Consider the following 18,847-nt stretch of genomic DNA (forward strand, 5'->3'; position numbering starts at 1 on the left):
TCAGGCTCATAACCTGAAGGTCGTAGGTTCAAATCCTACTCCCGCAACCAAAAAAATTATAAAAGACTAATTATTTCAGTGACTTGCAAGGGCGTAAACAACCTCTGCCAATCCAGTCTTTGAAAAATCAAAGGCTTAGCCGGATAGGTGTAAATCACCCCGCAACCAATTGCGTAGATCTACGGTGCTGGCATGTAATGGTCGAACCATTGATCGAGTGGACGGGCTTATATTTTGAGTCAATGAGTTAGATGGCGTCGAGTGCAATGTGAAATCGCGTTCGGGCGCGGTGGATTGGGCGTTGGCGTCCGTGGGGGTGGCGTACTGCAGCGGATGTTGCGTCGTAGCACCGGCGAGGACCTGACTTTTGGATTGCGCCCCTGTGTGAGCGTTGGTTTAGTTCTCTACATTTTGTTGCCATCATTGAGTTCAAATGGAGGCCTGTGCCGCGTCCGAAAGGTAGGACAGTTCTTTGTTGCCTCGATCAAATCACTTTGCAGACTTTCCGCGCGGTGCGTTTGCCACTCAGGTATGCTCCGCTCACGAGTGCGGGGTAGGCGCCGCCCATTGCTTCGCCGGCGAAGAACAGGCGGTCCGCTAGAGGGGCCTCTAATGTCTTTCGCACGCCATGGTGGCCAGGCTTCACGGCGGCATAGGCCCCCAGCGTGTTCTGGTCATTCGCCCAATCTGTTCGGAACCCCTTGATCAAGTGCTTGCGTGCGTCGGAACCGACCAGTTTCACCAGTTCTTCCATCGCGAAATCGACGGTCACATCAGATTTTTCGCGTGAGAGGTCCCAGCCCAGTCTGCCGCCAATATTCCCAAACAGATAGTCATGGCCGCAAGGCCATGCGATGAAATAGCAAGCTTTTGCAGGGATTTCATTAGGGACCTGATAAGTGACCCAGTTGTTTTCCCCAAGTCCAAGCCGGGCGCCATCGAACATCATCGGCACCTTGACCAGCAGGCCCATCGGCAAGTTATGCACGGCTTCCATCTTGGCAGCGGGCAGTTCAGGCGTAAATCGAATATTGCCAGCAGCAAGGACTCCCGTCGAAACGGTGATGACGCAGGCTTTGGCGCTGAGCGTGCCGTTGTTCGTTTCAATTCTGACGCCGTCGCCGCTCCAGTCGATATGGGTGACGGTCGTGTTTAGCTTGATGGGCAAGCCTTCGGCACGGGTGGCAACCACCGCCCCTAGTCCTTCGCGCACGAAGTAGCTTGGCTGGTCGCTTTCCCCGTGCCAGTCGTCAAGGGTCGAGATCTGGTCGAAATCTACGCCATAGTCCATTGGACCAAGCCACGACTGGATCGCGCCCATCCAAGGCAGATCGTTTGGTGTCACTTCAGATGCGGGCACGTCGTGCCCTTTCTTGCCTGCCTTGTTCATGCTTTTCTGCATGGCGCGAAAGTTCTCTTGATACTCCTTATGGTCCCGCGCGTCTGCGCGCGATCCATCAAGGCGAAAGAGGTCGGTTTCCGCATGGGTGTGTTCGACCAGATGAAATCCTGCTTTGCGGGCGATCTTGGTGAAAGGGTTCTTGTTCGCACTCGATACCCACGACGCGCCCATATCTACCGGTACACCGAAGCTGTCGCTTTGCGTCCAAGCCCGTCCACCGATACGGTTGGCTGCTTCAATCACGATAACGGATTTGCCCCCCTTGATCAGGCGCCTTGCCGCACCCATTCCAGCTGACCCTGCGCCAATCACGATAACGTCGGGATTTGTCGGCAATGCTGCAAACTTCGTGGATGTGGACATGGGAGAACTCCGGCAAAAAAGGGCGTCTGAATTTAGTCTTCGTGATCGACAGCGGCAAAAAATTTGCGAATGTATTTGGGGACATGCCAGCTGCATTCAGTGCCTTTCGGCACGAAGAATGCATCACCAGCGGTAAACGTCTGACTGATCCCCCCGGGTTCCATGATCGTGACTTCGCCTGCGACCATGTACACGAACTCGTGGGATGGAAATGGTGACATCGCACCTTTGAAAGCCTCGCTGTCCCAAAGACCCACGGTCATGGTTTCCGCATCATTATTGAAATATTCACGTTCCCTTTCGACGGCCCCCTCCGCATCTTGCAGGATATCGGCGTCGGTCAGTTCGTCAGTGGGGTCAATGACAATTACGCCACCGTCTGCTGAATCGATCCGCGGCGTCTCGGCGTCCGGATCAAGCAGGGTGATGTAGAATTTCTTGAGGTATCCGTCTTGTTTCCAACTGACAGGGATGCCGTTTCGAAAGGCGACCAGTTGTCCCTTTGTGGCGGGCACGCCGTTATCGTCAGCGTCGCGTATCGAAAACTGGCCTTCGAGCACGATGATGAACTCGTCGCCCGGATAGGGGCCAAAGGCTTCTTGCATCGTCGAGGTTTCCCAGACGCCAACATGCAGGCCGCGCGCGGTGTCGCTGTAATATACATGGACAGCCTGCTGGGGCAGTGGAGATTGGAAATCTGCGAGATCAAGGTCCATCGGAGTCAGTCCTGACGGGCCATTTTCGGTCATACGGATAACACGAGGAATTGCGGTCATCGGGTCCTTTCACGGCGGATTTGCCTGAAATCATGTTTTCTATAGGTTTTGTCGTCATGGCACTGTCAGGTTCACCACATCCATGGCGCAGGTCAGGATGAAAATCAATGAATGAATGTCTATTCATTCAAAAATCATCTAGTTGGGTGAAGTCTTGGGCTTCAAGAAGGTCGCTCGAGACGTGTCGAACAGAAGCTTTCGGCAAAAAAGCATTCAAGAGCATATATTTTGCGGAGGTATTATCGTCTTGCGCGTGTTTGGTGTTCCGCCCGCAGCCGTGGCTATCAGGCCTTTTGAGGAGGGCGATTGTACTGGATTGAATGGGATCTATGGAGTGAAGATTCGCAAAATTGCCTCGAAAGCTCTCAGAATATGGTGGTGTCCGTTAGCTATTTTTCTTCAGCGTGCTCAAATTATCATCATAATTGTCATATTTAACTGATGTTTTCGAGATTTCCTAATCAGTGCTTGACGTGAGTATTTCGTTAATCAAACTTAGTGAGTGAATGATCATTCATTTAGCTGCATCACTCGGATGCATTGAGTGATCCCCAAGAAGAAAAAACTTCGCGATTGGAGACTTCTACATGGACGTGATTGATCAACTAAATGCGGTTAAGACAGGCAAGTTGTCGCGCCGCGCATTCCAGAAATCCCTGCTTGGTTTTGGCATCGGCATGATGACAACTCCGTTTGTTGCCAGCCGCGCGGCCGCCCAGAGCGGGCAGGGCACGCTGTTTACATGGGGCGGTTATGACGTTCCCGAATTTCACACAAACTACGAAGCCGCCAATGGCGCTTTGCCCAACTTCGCTGTCTTTGGCGGGGCTGAAGACGCGTTAACCCGGATGCGCAGCGGTTTCATTGTCGATGTGGCCCATCCCTGCCACACAGATATGGTCCGTTGGTCGCAGACGGGTCTTTTCCAACCGATCGATACCACGCGTCTGTCAAATTGGGGTGATGTGATGCCGGAACTGGTCGCGCTTGAGGGCAATCAGGCAGAAGATGGCAGGCCTTGGATGGTGCCATTCGATTGGGGCGGTACATCCGTGACCTATCGCACCGATCTGGTCGAGATCGAAGGTGAAGAAAGCTGGGATATTCTGTGGGATGAACGTTATGCCGGACGGATCGGCATGCTGGCCTCTGGCGGTGATGCCTGGTGGTGTGCCGCGATCAAGGCTGGGGTGCCATTTGACCAGATCGCCAGCGAAATGGCCTTTGAAAAGACATCTGCCGCGCTGCGCCAGCAGCGCCCGTTGGTCCGCGTTTACACCGATGATACAACAACATTGGGGCAGGCCCTCTCCTCTGGCGAGATGGTAGCTGCAATGACGTGGAATAGCACCGCCGTCGAGTTGCAGTATGAAGGCATCCCCGTGCGTTTTGCGCAACCCAAAGAAGGAGCGCTAACTTGGGTTTGCGGCCTGATGATACACACAGAGGCGCCCAACCTCGATCGCGCCTATGAGATCATCGACAGCATGCTGAGCGTCGAGGCGGGCGAATATATGATCGGCGCCTATGGTTACGGCCATTCCAATGCAAAGTCCTTTGAAGGCTTTACCGATGAAGAACTGCAGGCGTTAGGGCTTAGTGCGAACCCGCGCGACATCTTGGACGCTGGCCATTTCTCGATTCCACAGGAACAGGAATGGGAAAGCCGGATGAATGAGACCTATGAGCTGATCAAGGCAGGGTTCTGATCAGATGGCCGCGAGCCCGGACGAATATCGTGACAGGGGCGCTGCATGGTAAGTGTCCCTGACGCTAGGTCTTTCGGACGCGGCAAATTGGCGGCGTGGTTCCAGCGTAGCGAGGCGGCGCGTGGCTATGCCTTGATGTCGCCCGCGCTGATCGTCCTCCTGATCGGGATCGCGGTGCCTCTGATCATCCTGATTGCCATGAGTTTGTGGACCCGCGACGGCTTCGGATTTGATATGACGCCGACCATCGCCAACTACCAGCGCGCGGCAACAGAGCCGATTTTCGGCACGCTTTTGACGCGGTCATTCATGATTTCTGGGTTGGCCACCTTCATTACGGTGCTCTTATGCTATCCGATGGCCTATTACGTTGCTTTCCATGTGCATCGCAACAAGATGCTCTGGATCGTTCTGATGACCCTGCCGTTCTGGACCAGCTATCTGCTGCGCGTTTTTGCATGGCGCGTGATCCTGGGGTACGAAGGCGTGATCAACTCTGCATTTCTCTCTGCGGGTTGGATCGAAGCCCCGCTTGAGTTCTTGCTTTACAGCCAGACTGCTGTCGTCATCACGCTGGCCCATGCTTGGGCTGCCTTTGCGATCCTGCCGCTTTATGTCTCGCTCGAAAAAATAGACAAATCCTTGCTCGAGGCCGCGACCGATCTTGGCGATGGCCCCTTTACACGGTTCATGCGCATTACGCTTCCGCTGTCCATGCCGGGTGTGATTGCGGCCAGTTTCCTGATCTTCATTCCCACCACGGGTGACTACATTACGCCCGCGCTGTTGGGTGGGCCAGACGGGGTGATGATCGGCAACCTGATCCAGCTGCAATTCGGCCCCGTTAACAACTGGCCGATGGGGGCCGCACTGTCCATCGTGCTAATGGCTTGGATCGCTGCACTGGCGCTGGTCTTCTTGTTTATCACGCGCAAAGCAAAGGACCATCTGGCATGAAAGAGGGCACATACATCAAACAGCCCAACCGTGCGTTGCAGGTTTATGCGATCGTCTTCTTGATCGTGCTCTACCTGCCGGTGCTGTTCATCCCTTTGTTCAGTTTTAACGACTCCATCTATGTGCGCTTTCCGATGCAGGGGTTGACCATTCAATGGTATGTCGACCTTTGGACCCGCGAGAGTGTTTGGGCCGCGTTGCAGAACAGCCTTACAGTTGGCCTATGGGTTTCAGTGATTTCGACCGGCCTTGGCGTTGTAGCGGCACGCGCGATTACCCGTTACCGGATGCCGGGCCAAAGTGCGATCGTGACCTTCGCCATGCTGCCGTTGATTGTACCGGGCGTGATCTTTGGCGTGGCCTTGCTGGTTCTGGTCAGCCGTCTAGGCATTCCGCTCTCGCTTTATACCGTCGCGTTCGGACATCTGATCATCTGCCTGCCTTTCGCGATCGCCACGCTCTTGCCGCGGTTCGAAGGATTTGACCGCTCTATGGAAGAGGCCTCTGCCGATCTTGGCGAAAACGGCTGGTGGACCTTCTGGCGCGTGACCTTTCCCATGGTCGCCCCGGGAATTGTGGCAAGCCTTCTGCTGACCTTCACAATATCCTTTGATGAATTCATCATGACCTTCTTTCTGTCGGGCACTGACACGACCCTTCCGATCTACATCTGGACCCAACTGCGGTTTCCCAGAGAATTTCCCGCAATACTTGCACTGTCGACGATCATTCTAGCGCTGTCGTTCGTGTTGGTTTTCGTCGCGTTGTGGATCGGGCGCTTGGGTGTGGTCCGCGAACAGGTTTCGGCCACAAATGCAGGAAGCTGACCCAATGACGACCAATGACGCGTTCATTTCGATCCGCAATGTGGGCAAGTCCTATGGTACGTTCCGCGCTATTGATAGTGTTTCGATGGACATCGCCCATGGTGAATTCTTTTCCCTGCTCGGGGCGTCCGGATGTGGCAAGACGACGCTGTTGCGGATGCTGGCTGGGTTCGAAAGCGTTTCGTCGGGCGAAATCTTCATTGATGGGCAGCCCATGTCGGATGTGCCGCCTTATCGCCGTCCAGTAAACATGGTGTTCCAGAACTATGCCATTTTCCCCCATCTGAATGTCGCCCAAAACATTGGCTACGGACTGCGCAAACTGAAACTGCCGCGTGCCAAGCAGGACCAGATGGTTGATGAAATGCTCGATCTTGTGCAGCTATCGGGCTACGGGAAGCGTCGTGGTCATGAATTGTCCGGTGGCCAGCGGCAGCGAATAGCTCTTGCACGGGCCCTGATATTGAAGCCCAAGGTCCTGCTGTTGGATGAACCCTTGGGCGCATTAGACAAGCAGTTGCGCGAACAGATGCAGATGGAGCTGCGCCGTTTGCAACGTGCGATCGGGATCACCTTCGTCTTCGTGACCCACGATCAGGAAGAGGCGCTGACACTTTCTGACCGGATCGCAGTGATGTCGGGCGGCGCGGTCTTGCAGGTGGACAGCCCCAGCGCCCTTTATGAAGTGCCAAAGACGCGTGATGTGGCCAGCTTCATAGGGAATATGAATTTCCTTGACGCAAAGGTTACAGGCTGCGTCAACGGGCACGCCCATCTGGATGTGCAGGGTATCGGCAGGCTGGATTTTCCTTCCGCAGGAACGACCCTGACAGAAGGCGACAAGGTCAGCGTGGCGATCCGGCCCGAGAAACTGGTTTTGCACGATACAGCACCCGTGAACGGCTCGAAAGCCATTGCCGGAGAAATCGCACTAACAACCTATCTGGGTGAGCGCAGCCACTACCAAGTGCGTGTGCCTGGTTGCGATACGCCGATCGCGATTTCGACCCAGAACATCCGAATGCATAAACCCCAAGAAGCAACGATTGGCCGCCCCGTCTGGCTGACGTGGTCTGACGACGCGCTGATAGTGCTTGAAAGGTAAGAAGAAATGAATATCCGCGCCGAAACGAAGCCAAGGTCCAAGAACAAAGTGAAACGCCGTACCGCTCCAAAAGAGGTGCGCCGCTCGCAATTGATCGAAGCGACCATTGATTGCATTGCAGAACGGGGGATAACCGGTACGACAATGGCCGCTGTGACGGGCCGAGCCGGTCTTTCAATGGGGATCGTCAGCTTGCATTTCGAAAGCAAGGACAACCTGCTCAAGGCTACCTTGACCCATCTTTCACAAGAAGTGCGCAGCACTTGGGCTGACAAACACTCCGATGAAACGATGACATCCGCCCAAAAGCTTTGGGCAGTGGCGATGTCCAGCTTTGACCCGCATATTTTCAACCCTAAGAAAGTCGCTGTCTGGTTCGCGTTTTTTGGCGATGCCCGATACCGCGCTTTCTACCGCCAGATCGTTGAGTCATTTGATGATGAACGTGGTGATGTGCTTGCCGCACTTTGTGAAAGCGTTGCGCCTGAGGGGCAGGATTTTGACGCAGTGGGCATGACTGATATGATTGAAAGCCTTGGCGACGGGCTTTGGTTGAACGCTCTGCTCTATCCGGAGACATTTACGCGCGAATACTGCATGGAGCAGATGGGTGCGCTTCTGATTGCGGAGTTTCCTAAGCACTACGGCAGACCACAAGGTGCGGACGCATGAAAGCGAATGCCGCCTTTTCACGTCGTGGATTTGTTGCATCGGCGGCGAGTGCGGCCCTGTGGCCCGTGATGGCACGCGCCACTCCGGCCAATCCCGACGTGATAGTAATTGGTGCGGGTGCGGCGGGAATTGCTGCGGCGCGGCGTGTCATTGCCGGGGGCAAGACTGTTGTTGTGATCGAAGCCGCTGACCGGATCGGTGGCAGGGCATATACCGAAACCAAGAGTTTCGGTGTGCCGTTCGATCGGGGTTGTTCATGGCTGCAGGGACCGCGCAACGGTGTACCGCATGTCGCTCTCGCGCGGGATCTCGGGTTTACCCTCGTTGATCACGACGATGCGGGTGAAGCACTTTATATCGGCGACCGCCCAGCAAGCGCTGCTGAATTAAGCAACTACTACCGTGCATACGACCATATTGAGTCGCGGGTATACGGTACTGGCGATGTCTCCGCAGCCTCTCGTATTGATGCTGATTTCGCATACTCCGCCACGGCGCAAACCTGGATCGGACCATTGGATTTCGGCGTCGATTTCGCCGATCTTTCCACGGGCGATATGAATTCCTATGGCAGCTATGCTTACAACTATCTAGTAAAGGAGGGGCTGGGCACACTCGTTGCAGAACATGCTCAGGGTCTGCCTATCCGCACTGGAGTCACCGTCCGCGAGATTGACTGGAGCGGGCAGGGCGTGCGTGTGCAAACGACCGATGGCACGATCTCCGCGGCAGCCTGCATTGTCACGGTTTCGACAGGTGTACTTGCCTCAGATGCAATCAAATTCACTCCAGCGCTGCCTGCAGAAAAGTCCGAGGCAATCACGGAAGTGCCAATGGGACTCCTGACCAAGATAGCCTTGCAATTTGACGGGGAGCGGTTTGGCCTGAATGACAATGACTTTCTCACCTACGCGGTACCGAACGTCGTTCCCGCCGAGGCTTGTTTTTTCCTGACATGGCCCGCGGGCATCGATGTTGCTGTCGGCTTTGTCGGGGGCGAATTCGGCTGGAATCTGTCCCGCGCGTCCGAGGCCGAGGCTGTTGATTTCGCACTTGGTGAATTTACCAATATGATGGGGAGCAGCGCGCGCAATCATTTCATTAAGGGCATCATGACCGATTGGGCGACGAACCCTTTGACACTTGGTGCCTATGCCGCAGCCAAGCCGGGCCGCTTTGCGTCGCGGCGCACGCTAGCCGAACCTTTGGGTGATCGCGTGTTCTTTGCAGGAGAGGCAGTCGCAGGACGCTACAAGGCCCTGATGTCCGGTGCGCATCTAAGCGGTGATGCCATCGCAGGAGAGGTCATCAATGTGCTGGGTGGGCCGGGCGTCTGCAACTCATGCGAAGCCCGTGCAGACCAACGGCAACGCATGCTGGAGGTTTTGAGCGATGAATAGTCCAGGCCAGTCTTCCAAAGTATCCCACCGATTGATCTGTAGTTAAAAGGCAGCATTCAACATGTCCCGCGATCCAAGATATGATATCCTGTTTGAGCCGCTGAAAATCGGCCCGGTTACGACCAAAAACCGCTTTTACCAAGTGCCCCATTGTACTGGCATGGGCTATCTGCGTCCTCAAACACTTGCCCATATGCGCCGTATGAAGGCAGAGGGTGGCTGGGGTGTGATCTGTACCGAATACAACTCTATCCATCCGTCATCGGATGATCTGCCACATGTGTCCGCTTCCTTGTGGGATGACAGTGATATCCGCGCGCATTCATTGATGACTGACATGGTGCACGAGCACGGATCGCTAGCTGGGGCTGAATTGTGGTATTCGGGTGCGCGGTCGGCCAACCTGTATACCCGCTTGCCCTCGATGGATGTGATGTCGATGCCCAATCTGGCAGGGCAGCCTTTCCAGACAAGGGCAATGGACAAAACCGATATCAAGACTCTGCGGCGCTGGCACAAAAAGGCTGCCTTGCGTGCGCGTGATGCTGGGTTTGATGTGGTCTATGTCTATGCAACCCATGGCTATCTTCTGGCGAATTTTCTTGATCCCGCAATCAACACACGCAGTGACGAATACGGCGGCAGCCTTGAAAACCGGGTCCGACTGATCCGTGAGTTGATCGAGGAAACCAAGGAAGCTGTCGGTGACCGCTGTGCCGTTGCTGTGCGTTTCAAGTCTGATGAAACCATAGGTGCCGACGGTCAGCCAGAATACGGCGAACGCCGTGAGATGTTCGAGATGCTGGCGGATTTGCCTGATCTTTGGGATATCAATATCGCTGATTACAGCCTTGAGATGGGCGTATCCCGCTTTACCAAGGAAGGTGCGCTTGAGCCCTACATGCAGTGGGTCAAATCGGTAACAACCAAACCTGTTGTCACCGTAGGACGCTTCACCTCGCCCGATACGATGGTAAGCCAGATCAAGCGCGGTATCACCGACCTGATCGGCGCTGCACGTCCTTCGATTGCCGACCCGTTTCTCCCCAAAAAGGTCGAAGAAGGTCGGTTCGAGGATATCCGTGAATGCATAGGCTGCAATATTTGCTATTCCGGTGACAGCACGGGTACGCCAATCCGATGCACCCAGAATCCGACGATGGGTGAAGAATGGCGCAAGGGTTGGCACCCCGAAAAGGCAGCCACAGCCAAGTCAGATGCTAGCGTCCTGATAGTCGGCGCTGGCCCTGCGGGACTCGAGGCGGCACGTGCTTTGGGGTTGCGCGGTTACAACGTCATGCTGTCAGAAGCGACCCGCACATTGGGTGGCCGTGTTGCCCGCGAAGCCGCATTGCCGGGGATGAGCGAATACATCCGCGTGCGTGACTACCGCGAACAGCAATTGCTGAAAATGCTGAATGTCGAAGTGTTCCGCGAAAGCCGCCTGACAGCACAGGATGTCTTTGCAACAGAAGCGGATCATGTGGCCATTGCGACGGGTGCCACATGGAACCGGACCCGTTTCGACGGGAAACGCTATGTGGGCGTCACAATCGACGATGCAGAGGTGTTTACACCAGATGACATCATGGACGGCAAGCTGCCCGAGGGGCCAACTGTCGTCTTTGATGGTGATAACTACTACATGGCCGGTGTCATTGCCGAGGCGGTGATCAAGGCGGGGCATCCCGTCACCTATGTCACCGAAAGTGACAGTGTATCCGCTTGGGCCGAGATGACCTCGGAACGCTGGCGCATCCGCACGCATCTGATGGAACTGGGCGTCAAAATTGTGACCGCTCATGCCTTGACCCGATTTGACGGGGCCAAGGCGACGCTGGCATGTGAATATACCGGGGTCGAACAAACTCTTGATGCGGCAGCCGTAGTGATGGTCACCCAACGCACCCCCAATGACGAACTATACAACGAGATTTTGGCAACAGTGGATGGTGATGTCGGCAGACTGCCATTTACGCTCAACCGGATCGGTGATGCCGAAGCGCCCGCAATCATTGCCGCGGCCGTCTACGCGGGTCACCGCTATGCGACAGAGCTCGACGAGGAAGTTGATATAGACGAACCGATGAAACATGACCGGCCTGACGTCGGGGCATTGCTTTCACAGACACAAGCTCAGGTTCTGCCGAACATTGTGCCGCGTGAAACGGTCGACGCCCGGTATCTTCTGACATTGCAGAAGTACTATGAAGAAGAAGTCTCCGGCGAGGCTTGGTATCTTGCGCTCGCTGACTTCTTCACGGGTGCGCGACAGAAAAAAATGTTGCGGCTGGCAGAGATGGAACGTCACACAGCGCGGATCGTGCGTCCGTTGATTGATCGCTATGGTCTGGCGCCGCTAGCAGATGAGGTTCTTGCGGAGCAGGGGCGCAGGGCTGCACAAGATGGCCCACAGGATTGGGATGCCTTACTGGACGACATGCGCGCGGATTTCCCGCAGTATATTGCCGATTTCAAAGCGCTTGAGGCTATGGCGCCCGAAAATGACCGCGCAATTCTGGCGCGGATGACCAAACACGAGGTCGCAGCGATTGATTTCCTTGCGCTTGAAGCAGCGGGCGACCCCGATAGCCTTGCGCCGCTCGATGCGTTCCTTGCGGAACCTGTGGCCACAGCAAAGGCGGCCTGAGCAATGCAAACGATCCTCCAGGAACGTGAAGCATTGGCCCACAGCCTTTGGGTTGATACGGCTCATGCCGCCCCTGAAAGGTCGGCGCTCAAGGGAGAGATCGAAACGGATTGCGTCATTATCGGTGCAGGTTTTACCGGTTTGTCCGCTGCGCTCAATCTGGCGGAAGCCGGTGTGCGGGTTGTCGTGCTTGAGGCGCAGACGCCGGGCTGGGGAGCGTCGGGGCGGAATGGTGGGCAGGTCAATCCGGGTCTGAAAGAAGGCCCTGACGCCATCGAGGCCCACTATGGGACCGAAATGGGTCGCCGGGTGGTCGCGCTTTCTGGCGGTGTCGGCGATCTGGTATTCGGATTGATTGCGCGGCACGGTATCGCTTGCGATCCGCGCCGTCCCGGCTGGATACGTGCCTCTCATTCATCCAAGTCGCAGGCAGCACTGGCCCGCATCGGGGCGCAGTGGCGTGCGCGTGGTGCCGATGTTGACGAAGTTGTGTCGAACGAATTGCGCGATCTTTTGGGAACTGACGCCTACCGTTCTGGCTTGATCGACCGGCGTGGCGGTAGCCTGCATCCGCTCAACTATGCACTTGGGCTTGCCGCTGCTGCGGAGCGGGCAGGCGCCAAAGTCTACGGGCAAAGTCCAGTGTCCAAGATATTGTCCGCTGACGACAGTGTTGTCGTGACCACTCTTGCGGGTCGGGTCACTGCTCATCATGCGCTGGTCTGTACCAATGCCTATACAGGCGATCTTGCAGAACCCCTTGGGCGTTCGGTCATGCCCGTCACTTCCGTTCAGGTCGCGACCGCGCCTTTGTCCGACAATATCGCCCGATCCATCCTGCCTGAAGGTCATGCAGTGTCAGACACGAAACGGCTTCTGCTCTATTTCCGCAAGGATGTAGACGGGCGTTTCATTATGGGCGGACGCGGGGCGACGTCCGAGCGATCGATCCGCGCGTGTCAGCAAGACTTGCGCGCGCAATCGATGCGGCTTTTCCCGCAACTGGCGAATGCGACCTGGGAGTATGCCTGGGGAGGTGATGTCGCGTTGACCCGGGACCATCTGCCGGGCCTGCACCGCGTTGCGCCGCGTATCATGGCTGGGCTTGGCTACAACGGACGCGGTGTCGGCATGGCGACCGCAATGGGTAAAGTCTTGGCTGATTGGGTGACGGGCCATCCGGAGGCGTCGCTGGAGTTTCCAGTCACCCGCGCATCGCCGATCCCTTTTCAACGCTTTCGCCGCGTCGGCATGGCCGCCACCGTCGCAGCCTTTCGCGTCCTCGACAGGGTGGAGCAATAAATGAGGCCAATCCGTTTCACACCCCGTCCCAATAGCAAGGCAAACAGACGATGACCCCTCTTCCCCAACAGGCCCGCGTGGTCATTATCGGTGGCGGCGTATCTGGCTGTTCCGTCGCCTACCATCTGGCGAAACTGGGCTGGAAAGACATTGTGCTCTTGGAGCGCAAGAAGCTGACCAGCGGCACAACATGGCATGCAGCAGGCCTTGTCGGCCAGTTGCGCGGCAGCCAGAACATGACGCGGCTGGCCAAGTATTCGACCGATCTGTATGGGCGGCTTGAGGCGGAAACGGGACTGTCGACAGGCTTTCGCGAAACAGGATCGATCACTGTCGCCTTGACAGAGCATCGTCGCGAGGAGTTGCTGCGCTCTGCCGGATTGGCCCGCGTCTATGGTGTCGAGGTAGAGGAGTTGTCCCCAACCGAGGTCAAGGCACGCTATCCCCATATCAACATCGACGGTGTCGTATCGGGCGTATACCTGCCGCACGACGGACAGGCAGACCCCAGCAATGTGGCACTGTCCATGGCGAAGGGTGCTCGCAATCTGGGCGCCTTGATAGCAGAGGATGTGAAGGTAACCGATGTGACCAAGGCCGATGGTCGCGTAACCGGCGTAAACTGGCAAAGCTGTACAGAGCAGGGCCATATCGCCGCCGATCTGGTGGTCAACTGTGCCGGCATGTGGGCTCGCGATATGGGTGCAATAGCAGGGGTGAACGTGCCACTGCATGCCTGCGAGCATTTCTATATAGTTACCGAAGGCATTAAGGGCCTGACACCGCAGCCGGTCCTGCGGGTGCCGGATGAATGTGCCTACTACAAAGAAGACGCCGGTAAAATCCTGCTGGGTGCCTTTGAACCCAAGTCCAAACCATGGGGCATGGACGGGATCCCGGAAGATTTCTGCTTTGACCAATTGCCAGAGGACTTTGATCACTTCGAGCCGATCCTCGCGGCCGCCTGCGAACGGATGCCGATGCTGGCAGAGGCGGGCATTCATACGTTCTTCAATGGCCCTGAGTCCTTTACCCCTGATGATCGCTACTATCTCGGTGAGGCGCCGGAACTGGGTGGTTACTGGGTCGCGGCGGGGTATAATTCCATCGGGATTGTCTCTTCAGGTGGGGCGGGCATGGCGCTCGCACAATGGATGCATGATGGCGAGCCTCCGTTCGATCTGTGGGAGGTCGACATTCGCCGGATGCAGCCTTTCCAGCGAAACCGCCGCTACCTTCGTGAACGTGTGACCGAGACGCTGGGCCTGCTCTATGCCGATCACTACCCTTTCCGCCAGCCCGTCACTGCACGCGGTGTCCGCCGTTCGCCTTTGCATGAACACCTCAAATCCCGTGGTGCGGTGTTTGGTGAAACTGCAGGGTGGGAGCGCGCGAACTGGTTTGCCGATGAGGGACAGGAGCGCGAATATCGTTATGACTGGGGCGGGCAGAACTGGTTTGCCAACCAGTATGCGGAGCATATGGCGCTGCGCACCGGGGTCGGCCTTCTTGACATGTCGTCATTTGGCAAGATCCGGGTTGAGGGACGCGATGCCTGCGCCTTTCTACAAAAGATGTGCGGCGCGCAAATGGACGTGCCCCCTGGACGCATTGTCTACACGCAAATGCTCAATAGTCGTGGCGGGATCGAATGTGATCTGACCGTGACACGCCTTTCAGAGACTGCCTATTTCCTTGTCGTACCCGGAGCCACATTGCAGCGCGATCTAGCTTGGCTGCGTAAACATCAAGGAGATGCTTCGGTCGTCATTCTGGATGTTAGCGCATCAGAGGCAGTTCTGCCGCTTATGGGGCCACTCGCACGTGAAGTTCTTGCGGGCTGTTCGCCCGATGATTTCTCGAACGACCACCATCCCTTCGGTCTCGCGCGCGAGATCGAGATCGGAATGGGCACTGCGCGTGCCCACCGCGTGACTTATGTGGGCGAATTGGGATGGGAGCTTTACATCAGTGCCGATCAGGCCGCCCATGTTTTTGAAGAGATCCTCGCGGCTGGTGCACCGCATGGGCTGAAGCTGTGCGGGTTGCATGCCATGGACAGTTGTCGACTTGAAAAAGGTTTCCGGCATTTCGGCCACGACATTACCGACGAGGATCACGTTCTGGAGGCGGGTCTGGGCTTTGCGGTCAAAACCGATAAGCTCAATGGCGGCGATTTTCTCGGGCGTGAGGCGGTCTTGCGCAAGCGTGAATCCGGTCTTGAGAAGCGCCTGATACAGTTCAAACTAGCCGATCCATCTGCTCATCTGCACCATAACGAACCGCTTCTGCGTGACGGCAAGATTGTCGGCTTCCTGACTTCAGGTGGCTATGGGCATGCGCTGGGCGCGGCAGTCGGGCTTGGCTATGTGCCCTGCACCCATCCCGGCGAGCCCGCTGCCCAGATGTTGGCCGCCACTTATCAAATCGAAGTCGCGGGCCGCCTCTATGACGCCAAGGCAAGCCTCGCTCCGATGTATGACCCTAAGGCTTTGCGCCCCAGGGCGGATCAGGAAACCTTTGCCCATGCGGCGCAATAATTGAACGGGAGAAGAAGATGAACGCCTATAACTCTATCGCGAATACGCTGAAATTGCCTACCGGTGTCTTTATTGACGGGTCGTTCCGTTCTGCGGTCAATGGCGGCACCTTCGAAACCAAGAACCCCTATTCAGGTGAAGTCATCGCAACACTTCCTGCCTGCGATCAGGCCGACGTGGATGTCGCTGTCGCCTCTGCCAAAGCTGCATTTGAAAGCGGCGTCTGGTCTGATTTGCACCCTAGTGCCCGCAAGGCAGTACTGGCCAGACTGGCTGATCTGATCATGGAAAACCGCGAGGAACTGGCAGTGATGGAGGCACTTGATGCCGGCAAACCGGTGACGGATTGTCTGGAGATCGACGTGCCGGAAACGGCGAAGTGCATCCGCTGGCATGGCGAGGTTCAGGACAAGCTCTATGACCAGATCGCTCCGACGTCCCCCGATGCTGTTGCATTGATCGTGCGCGAACCTGTCGGCGTCGTGGCGGCGGTGCTGCCTTGGAATTTCCCCTTGATGATGATGGCGTGGAAGATCGGGCCGGCCTTGGCCACTGGCAATTCGGTTGTGGTGAAACCGGCTGAGGATACCAGCCTGACGTCACTTCGCCTCGCTGAACTTGCTGTCGAAGCTGGCGTGCCGCCTGGCGTTCTGAATGTGGTAACAGGCATGGGACCGGATGTGGGTGAACCTTTGGGTCGCCACATGGATGTGGATGCGCTCACTTTTACTGGGTCTACTGCGACGGGGCGCCGGTTTCTCGAGTATGCCGCACAAAGCAACATGAAAGAGGTCTGCCTCGAGATGGGTGGCAAGTCTGCAGCAGTTGTTCTGAGCGACGCCAAAGACATCGAAAGGATCGCTGGTATTCAGGCCAACGCGATCTTTTGGAATATGGGCGAGAACTGCACCGCCAACAGCCGGATCATCGCGCATAAAGACGTCTATGATGATCTGGTTGCGGCTATGGCAGCGCAAATCGCGGATTGGAAGTTGGGTGATCAGCTTGATCCCGAGACACGCAACGGTCCGCTGGTCAGTGAGACACATTATGCAAAGGTGGCGGGCCTAGTGGAAACCGGCAAAGCGCAGGGTGCGCGTGTTGTGGCCGGCGGATCCGGGGCCGGGGGGTTAATGTTCCAGCCGACGATTTTCGCTGAAGTGACCGCGGATATGGACATCTTCCAGAAGGAAATCTTTGGTCCCGTCGTGGGCGTCACCCGCGCTGAAAGCGATGAAGAAGCCATCGCACTTGCCAATGCCACCGAATACGGGCTGGCGGCAACGCTATACACGTCCGACATCAGTAAGGCCCACCGCTATGCGCGCAAGCTGAAGGCGGGAACGGTTGGCGTGAACACTTACTCCGAAGGCGAGATTTCGACGCCATTCGGGGGTTTCAAGGCATCCGGCTTTGGTGGCCGCGACAACGGCATTCATGCCCACGAGCAGTACACCGAGCTGAAAACGATCTGGATCGATCTGACCGCCTGATCCGGGGGAAAGGAACGGTGGCGTGCCGGTTGCACCCGACACGCCGTCGTTAGGTCATGAACCTTTTGAGAAGCAACACAAACCAACGAAACGAGGACTTATCATGCGGACTCTCTACGCGACAACAACTACTTTGGCAGCCTTGGCGGTTGCAGCACCAACGGCCGGTACGGCACAGGAATTCGGCGTCAATGCTGGCTTTGCTGTCGTCTCAGAATATGTATCACAAGGCTTGAAATTCTCTGATGGACCTGCTGTGCAGCCTTATGTCGAGCTTAGCTATGGCGGTCTCTATGGGGGTGTGTGGGCCACAAATGGTGACGAGAACCTGCTATTTGCTGACAGCGAAGTAGACTACTACATTGGCTATCGTGGAGAGGTCGATGCCTTCTATTACGATTTCGCTGTTGCCTACTATACATTCCAAGACAGCACCTTCCCGCCACCTGACGACACAATTTCCTATGAAGAGTATCTGATCAGCGCCGGATATGCCGTCAATTTGCAACTGTATGTCACTGGCAACGTCGCCTATGCGCCCGAATTCGAAACCACCGATCTATCAGTCGATGTGGATTATTTCACCAATCTGCCAGGCCTAGCAATTGCGGCCTCTTATGGATCGGTCTCTTCTGCAATCGATGGTGCTGATGAATGGAACTATTGGTCGTTCGGCGGCACCTATGCGCTGACCGACAATATCACCCTAGATCTAACCTATCACGACTCTGATGAAACTGGTGATTTCATCGAGGGCGCGGACGGTTTGATCGTCGCGATGCTGTCTTTCGACTACTAAGCGGTCCTTCATGGTGTGGCCAGCCTTGGCCGCATCATGCGTAAGGCTCACAAGACATTGAGGAGAAAAACCATGACAAAACCCCAGACAAACTGGTCTTTGCCAGTTGCCGGATTAAGCCTGTTGCTGTTTGCAGCGCCTGCAACGGCGCAACAACTAACCGGACAGGAATTTATTGATACCCATGCCGGAAAGTGCCTGACCTACACCGGCCCCACGGACGGCACGCAATGCTACAATGCCGATGGAACAACTTCTTACCAAGACGAAGTCTATGGCACCGATACTGGCCAATGGCTGATCCGCGGTGACAATGTTTGCGTGCGATATACCAAAGAGCCAGCCCTTGATTGTGGCCCAGTATCCAGTGTTGGCGACGGATCATATACCGACGGATCGTATACATGGACGATTGACTGATTTCTTCGCAATTAGACAGACTAGATCCCTTACAATTGTGGCGGGCTATTTGGCCTGCCACTGAGCCAGAATGAATAGACGAAAGGGCAAAATCGTGCCTATAGCTTCCGTAATTCGCTAAGTTCAAGAGCAATGGTTGATGGGTTGTAGTAGGGGCAAAAGCGATCGACTAGCGAGCAAGTTTATAACCCTTTTTTGTCACCGACGTTAGCCTGTCTTCACCTTTCGGGGAGCGATATGCCCAAATTGTTGTGAAGCAAAAGTGCGACATGGCCGCACAAATCAGATCGCGGACCATTCGAGATACAGGAATATCCAACAACGCAGCTATTGCGACAGCGAGCTTCTTCTTCGCATCTATCGACGCATAAACAGAAGGGCACGACAACCAAACATTTGTATTCTGCGTGTGTGCAATCCATGGGCACTTTT

Annotated in this window: 15 protein-coding genes; 12 read left to right on the forward strand and 3 right to left on the reverse strand. The window is 55.9% G+C overall.

Annotated elements, in window-relative coordinates; genetic code table 11:
- Window positions 1-484 precede the first annotated feature (484 nt).
- Both NWQ23_RS05090 and NWQ23_RS05095 read right to left on the reverse strand, forming a co-directional pair.
- The gene (locus NWQ23_RS05090; RefSeq protein WP_306165171.1) at window positions 485-1,765 is read right to left on the reverse strand and encodes an NAD(P)/FAD-dependent oxidoreductase; all 1,281 of its coding nucleotides are present in this window, start codon (window positions 1,763-1,765) and stop codon (window positions 485-487) included.
- Window positions 1,766-1,797: 32 nt separating this feature from the next.
- The gene (locus tag NWQ23_RS05095) at window positions 1,798-2,541 is read right to left on the reverse strand and encodes a cupin domain-containing protein (protein WP_306165172.1); all 744 of its coding nucleotides are present in this window, start codon (window positions 2,539-2,541) and stop codon (window positions 1,798-1,800) included.
- 587 nt (window positions 2,542-3,128) lie between these two features.
- On the opposite strand from NWQ23_RS05095, the gene NWQ23_RS05100 reads away from it, so the two are divergent.
- From NWQ23_RS05100 to NWQ23_RS05155, 12 genes are all read left to right on the forward strand, one after another.
- Window positions 3,129-4,250 carry a PotD/PotF family extracellular solute-binding protein gene (locus NWQ23_RS05100; RefSeq protein ID WP_306165173.1) on the forward strand — a complete coding sequence of 374 codons (1,122 nt, stop codon included), beginning with the start codon at window positions 3,129-3,131 and terminating at the stop codon, window positions 4,248-4,250.
- Window positions 4,251-4,295: 45 nt separating this feature from the next.
- The gene (locus NWQ23_RS05105; RefSeq protein ID WP_306165174.1) at window positions 4,296-5,207 is read left to right on the forward strand and encodes an ABC transporter permease; all 912 of its coding nucleotides are present in this window, start codon (window positions 4,296-4,298) and stop codon (window positions 5,205-5,207) included.
- Complete coding sequence (locus NWQ23_RS05110; RefSeq protein WP_306165175.1) at window positions 5,204-6,034, forward strand: ABC transporter permease; 831 nt, start codon at window positions 5,204-5,206, stop codon at window positions 6,032-6,034. Before NWQ23_RS05105 ends, NWQ23_RS05110 begins: the two co-directional genes overlap by 4 nt.
- A 4-nt stretch (window positions 6,035-6,038) precedes the next feature.
- On the forward strand, window positions 6,039-7,139 hold the full coding sequence (locus tag NWQ23_RS05115) for an ABC transporter ATP-binding protein (protein ID WP_306165176.1): 1,101 nt from the start codon (window positions 6,039-6,041) through the stop codon (window positions 7,137-7,139).
- Between the two features lie 6 nt (window positions 7,140-7,145).
- The gene (locus NWQ23_RS05120) at window positions 7,146-7,811 is read left to right on the forward strand and encodes a TetR family transcriptional regulator C-terminal domain-containing protein (protein WP_306165177.1); all 666 of its coding nucleotides are present in this window, start codon (window positions 7,146-7,148) and stop codon (window positions 7,809-7,811) included.
- Entirely contained in the window at window positions 7,808-9,211 is a 1,404-nt protein-coding gene (locus NWQ23_RS05125) for an NAD(P)/FAD-dependent oxidoreductase (RefSeq protein WP_306165178.1), read from the forward strand. The genes NWQ23_RS05120 and NWQ23_RS05125 overlap by 4 nt, the downstream gene beginning before the upstream one ends.
- Window positions 9,212-9,272: 61 nt before the next feature.
- Window positions 9,273-11,861 (forward strand): FAD-dependent oxidoreductase, encoded by a 2,589-nt coding sequence (locus NWQ23_RS05130; protein ID WP_306165179.1) that lies wholly within the window; start codon window positions 9,273-9,275, stop codon window positions 11,859-11,861.
- Between the two features lie 3 nt (window positions 11,862-11,864).
- Window positions 11,865-13,163, forward strand: coding sequence for an FAD-binding oxidoreductase (locus NWQ23_RS05135; protein WP_306165180.1), 1,299 nt, complete (start codon window positions 11,865-11,867; stop codon window positions 13,161-13,163).
- 50 nt (window positions 13,164-13,213) lie between these two features.
- Entirely contained in the window at window positions 13,214-15,703 is a 2,490-nt protein-coding gene (locus tag NWQ23_RS05140) for an FAD-dependent oxidoreductase (protein WP_306165181.1), read from the forward strand.
- A 17-nt stretch (window positions 15,704-15,720) separates the two neighbouring features.
- Window positions 15,721-17,196, forward strand: coding sequence for an aldehyde dehydrogenase (locus tag NWQ23_RS05145; RefSeq protein ID WP_306165182.1), 1,476 nt, complete (start codon window positions 15,721-15,723; stop codon window positions 17,194-17,196).
- Between the two features lie 103 nt (window positions 17,197-17,299).
- Window positions 17,300-17,995, forward strand: a complete 696-nt coding sequence (locus tag NWQ23_RS05150; protein WP_306165183.1) for a TorF family putative porin — start codon at window positions 17,300-17,302, stop codon at window positions 17,993-17,995.
- A 72-nt stretch (window positions 17,996-18,067) separates the two neighbouring features.
- On the forward strand, window positions 18,068-18,415 hold the full coding sequence (locus NWQ23_RS05155) for a hypothetical protein (RefSeq protein ID WP_306165184.1): 348 nt from the start codon (window positions 18,068-18,070) through the stop codon (window positions 18,413-18,415).
- Window positions 18,416-18,584: 169 nt separating this feature from the next.
- Here NWQ23_RS05155 and NWQ23_RS05160 read toward each other — a convergent pair.
- A partial coding sequence (locus NWQ23_RS05160; protein ID WP_306165185.1) for a hypothetical protein occupies window positions 18,585-18,847 on the reverse strand: 263 nt, incomplete at its 5' end.

Source organism: Yoonia sp., from assembly GCF_030731595.1.
Taxonomy (GTDB): Bacteria; Pseudomonadota; Alphaproteobacteria; order Rhodobacterales; family Rhodobacteraceae; genus Yoonia.

Excerpts from the sequence above, each read along its gene's own strand:
- NWQ23_RS05095 (WP_306165172.1), bottom strand. The coding sequence starts at position 2,541 with ATGACCGCAATTCCTCGTGTTATCCGTATGACCGAAAATGGCCCGTCA.
- NWQ23_RS05120 (WP_306165177.1), top strand. The coding sequence starts at position 7,146 with ATGAATATCCGCGCCGAAACGAAGCCAAGGTCCAAGAACAAAGTGAAA.
- NWQ23_RS05145 (WP_306165182.1), top strand. The coding sequence starts at position 15,721 with ATGAACGCCTATAACTCTATCGCGAATACGCTGAAATTGCCTACCGGT.
- NWQ23_RS05135 (WP_306165180.1), top strand. The coding sequence starts at position 11,865 with ATGCAAACGATCCTCCAGGAACGTGAAGCATTGGCCCACAGCCTTTGG.
- NWQ23_RS05105 (WP_306165174.1), top strand. The coding sequence starts at position 4,296 with ATGGTAAGTGTCCCTGACGCTAGGTCTTTCGGACGCGGCAAATTGGCG.
- NWQ23_RS05090 (WP_306165171.1), bottom strand. The coding sequence starts at position 1,765 with ATGTCCACATCCACGAAGTTTGCAGCATTGCCGACAAATCCCGACGTT.
- NWQ23_RS05110 (WP_306165175.1), top strand. The coding sequence starts at position 5,204 with ATGAAAGAGGGCACATACATCAAACAGCCCAACCGTGCGTTGCAGGTT.
- NWQ23_RS05155 (WP_306165184.1), top strand. The coding sequence starts at position 18,068 with ATGACAAAACCCCAGACAAACTGGTCTTTGCCAGTTGCCGGATTAAGC.
- NWQ23_RS05150 (WP_306165183.1), top strand. The coding sequence starts at position 17,300 with ATGCGGACTCTCTACGCGACAACAACTACTTTGGCAGCCTTGGCGGTT.
- NWQ23_RS05100 (WP_306165173.1), top strand. The coding sequence starts at position 3,129 with ATGGACGTGATTGATCAACTAAATGCGGTTAAGACAGGCAAGTTGTCG.
- NWQ23_RS05125 (WP_306165178.1), top strand. The coding sequence starts at position 7,808 with ATGAAAGCGAATGCCGCCTTTTCACGTCGTGGATTTGTTGCATCGGCG.
- NWQ23_RS05115 (WP_306165176.1), top strand. The coding sequence starts at position 6,039 with ATGACGACCAATGACGCGTTCATTTCGATCCGCAATGTGGGCAAGTCC.
- NWQ23_RS05140 (WP_306165181.1), top strand. The coding sequence starts at position 13,214 with ATGACCCCTCTTCCCCAACAGGCCCGCGTGGTCATTATCGGTGGCGGC.
- NWQ23_RS05130 (WP_306165179.1), top strand. The coding sequence starts at position 9,273 with ATGTCCCGCGATCCAAGATATGATATCCTGTTTGAGCCGCTGAAAATC.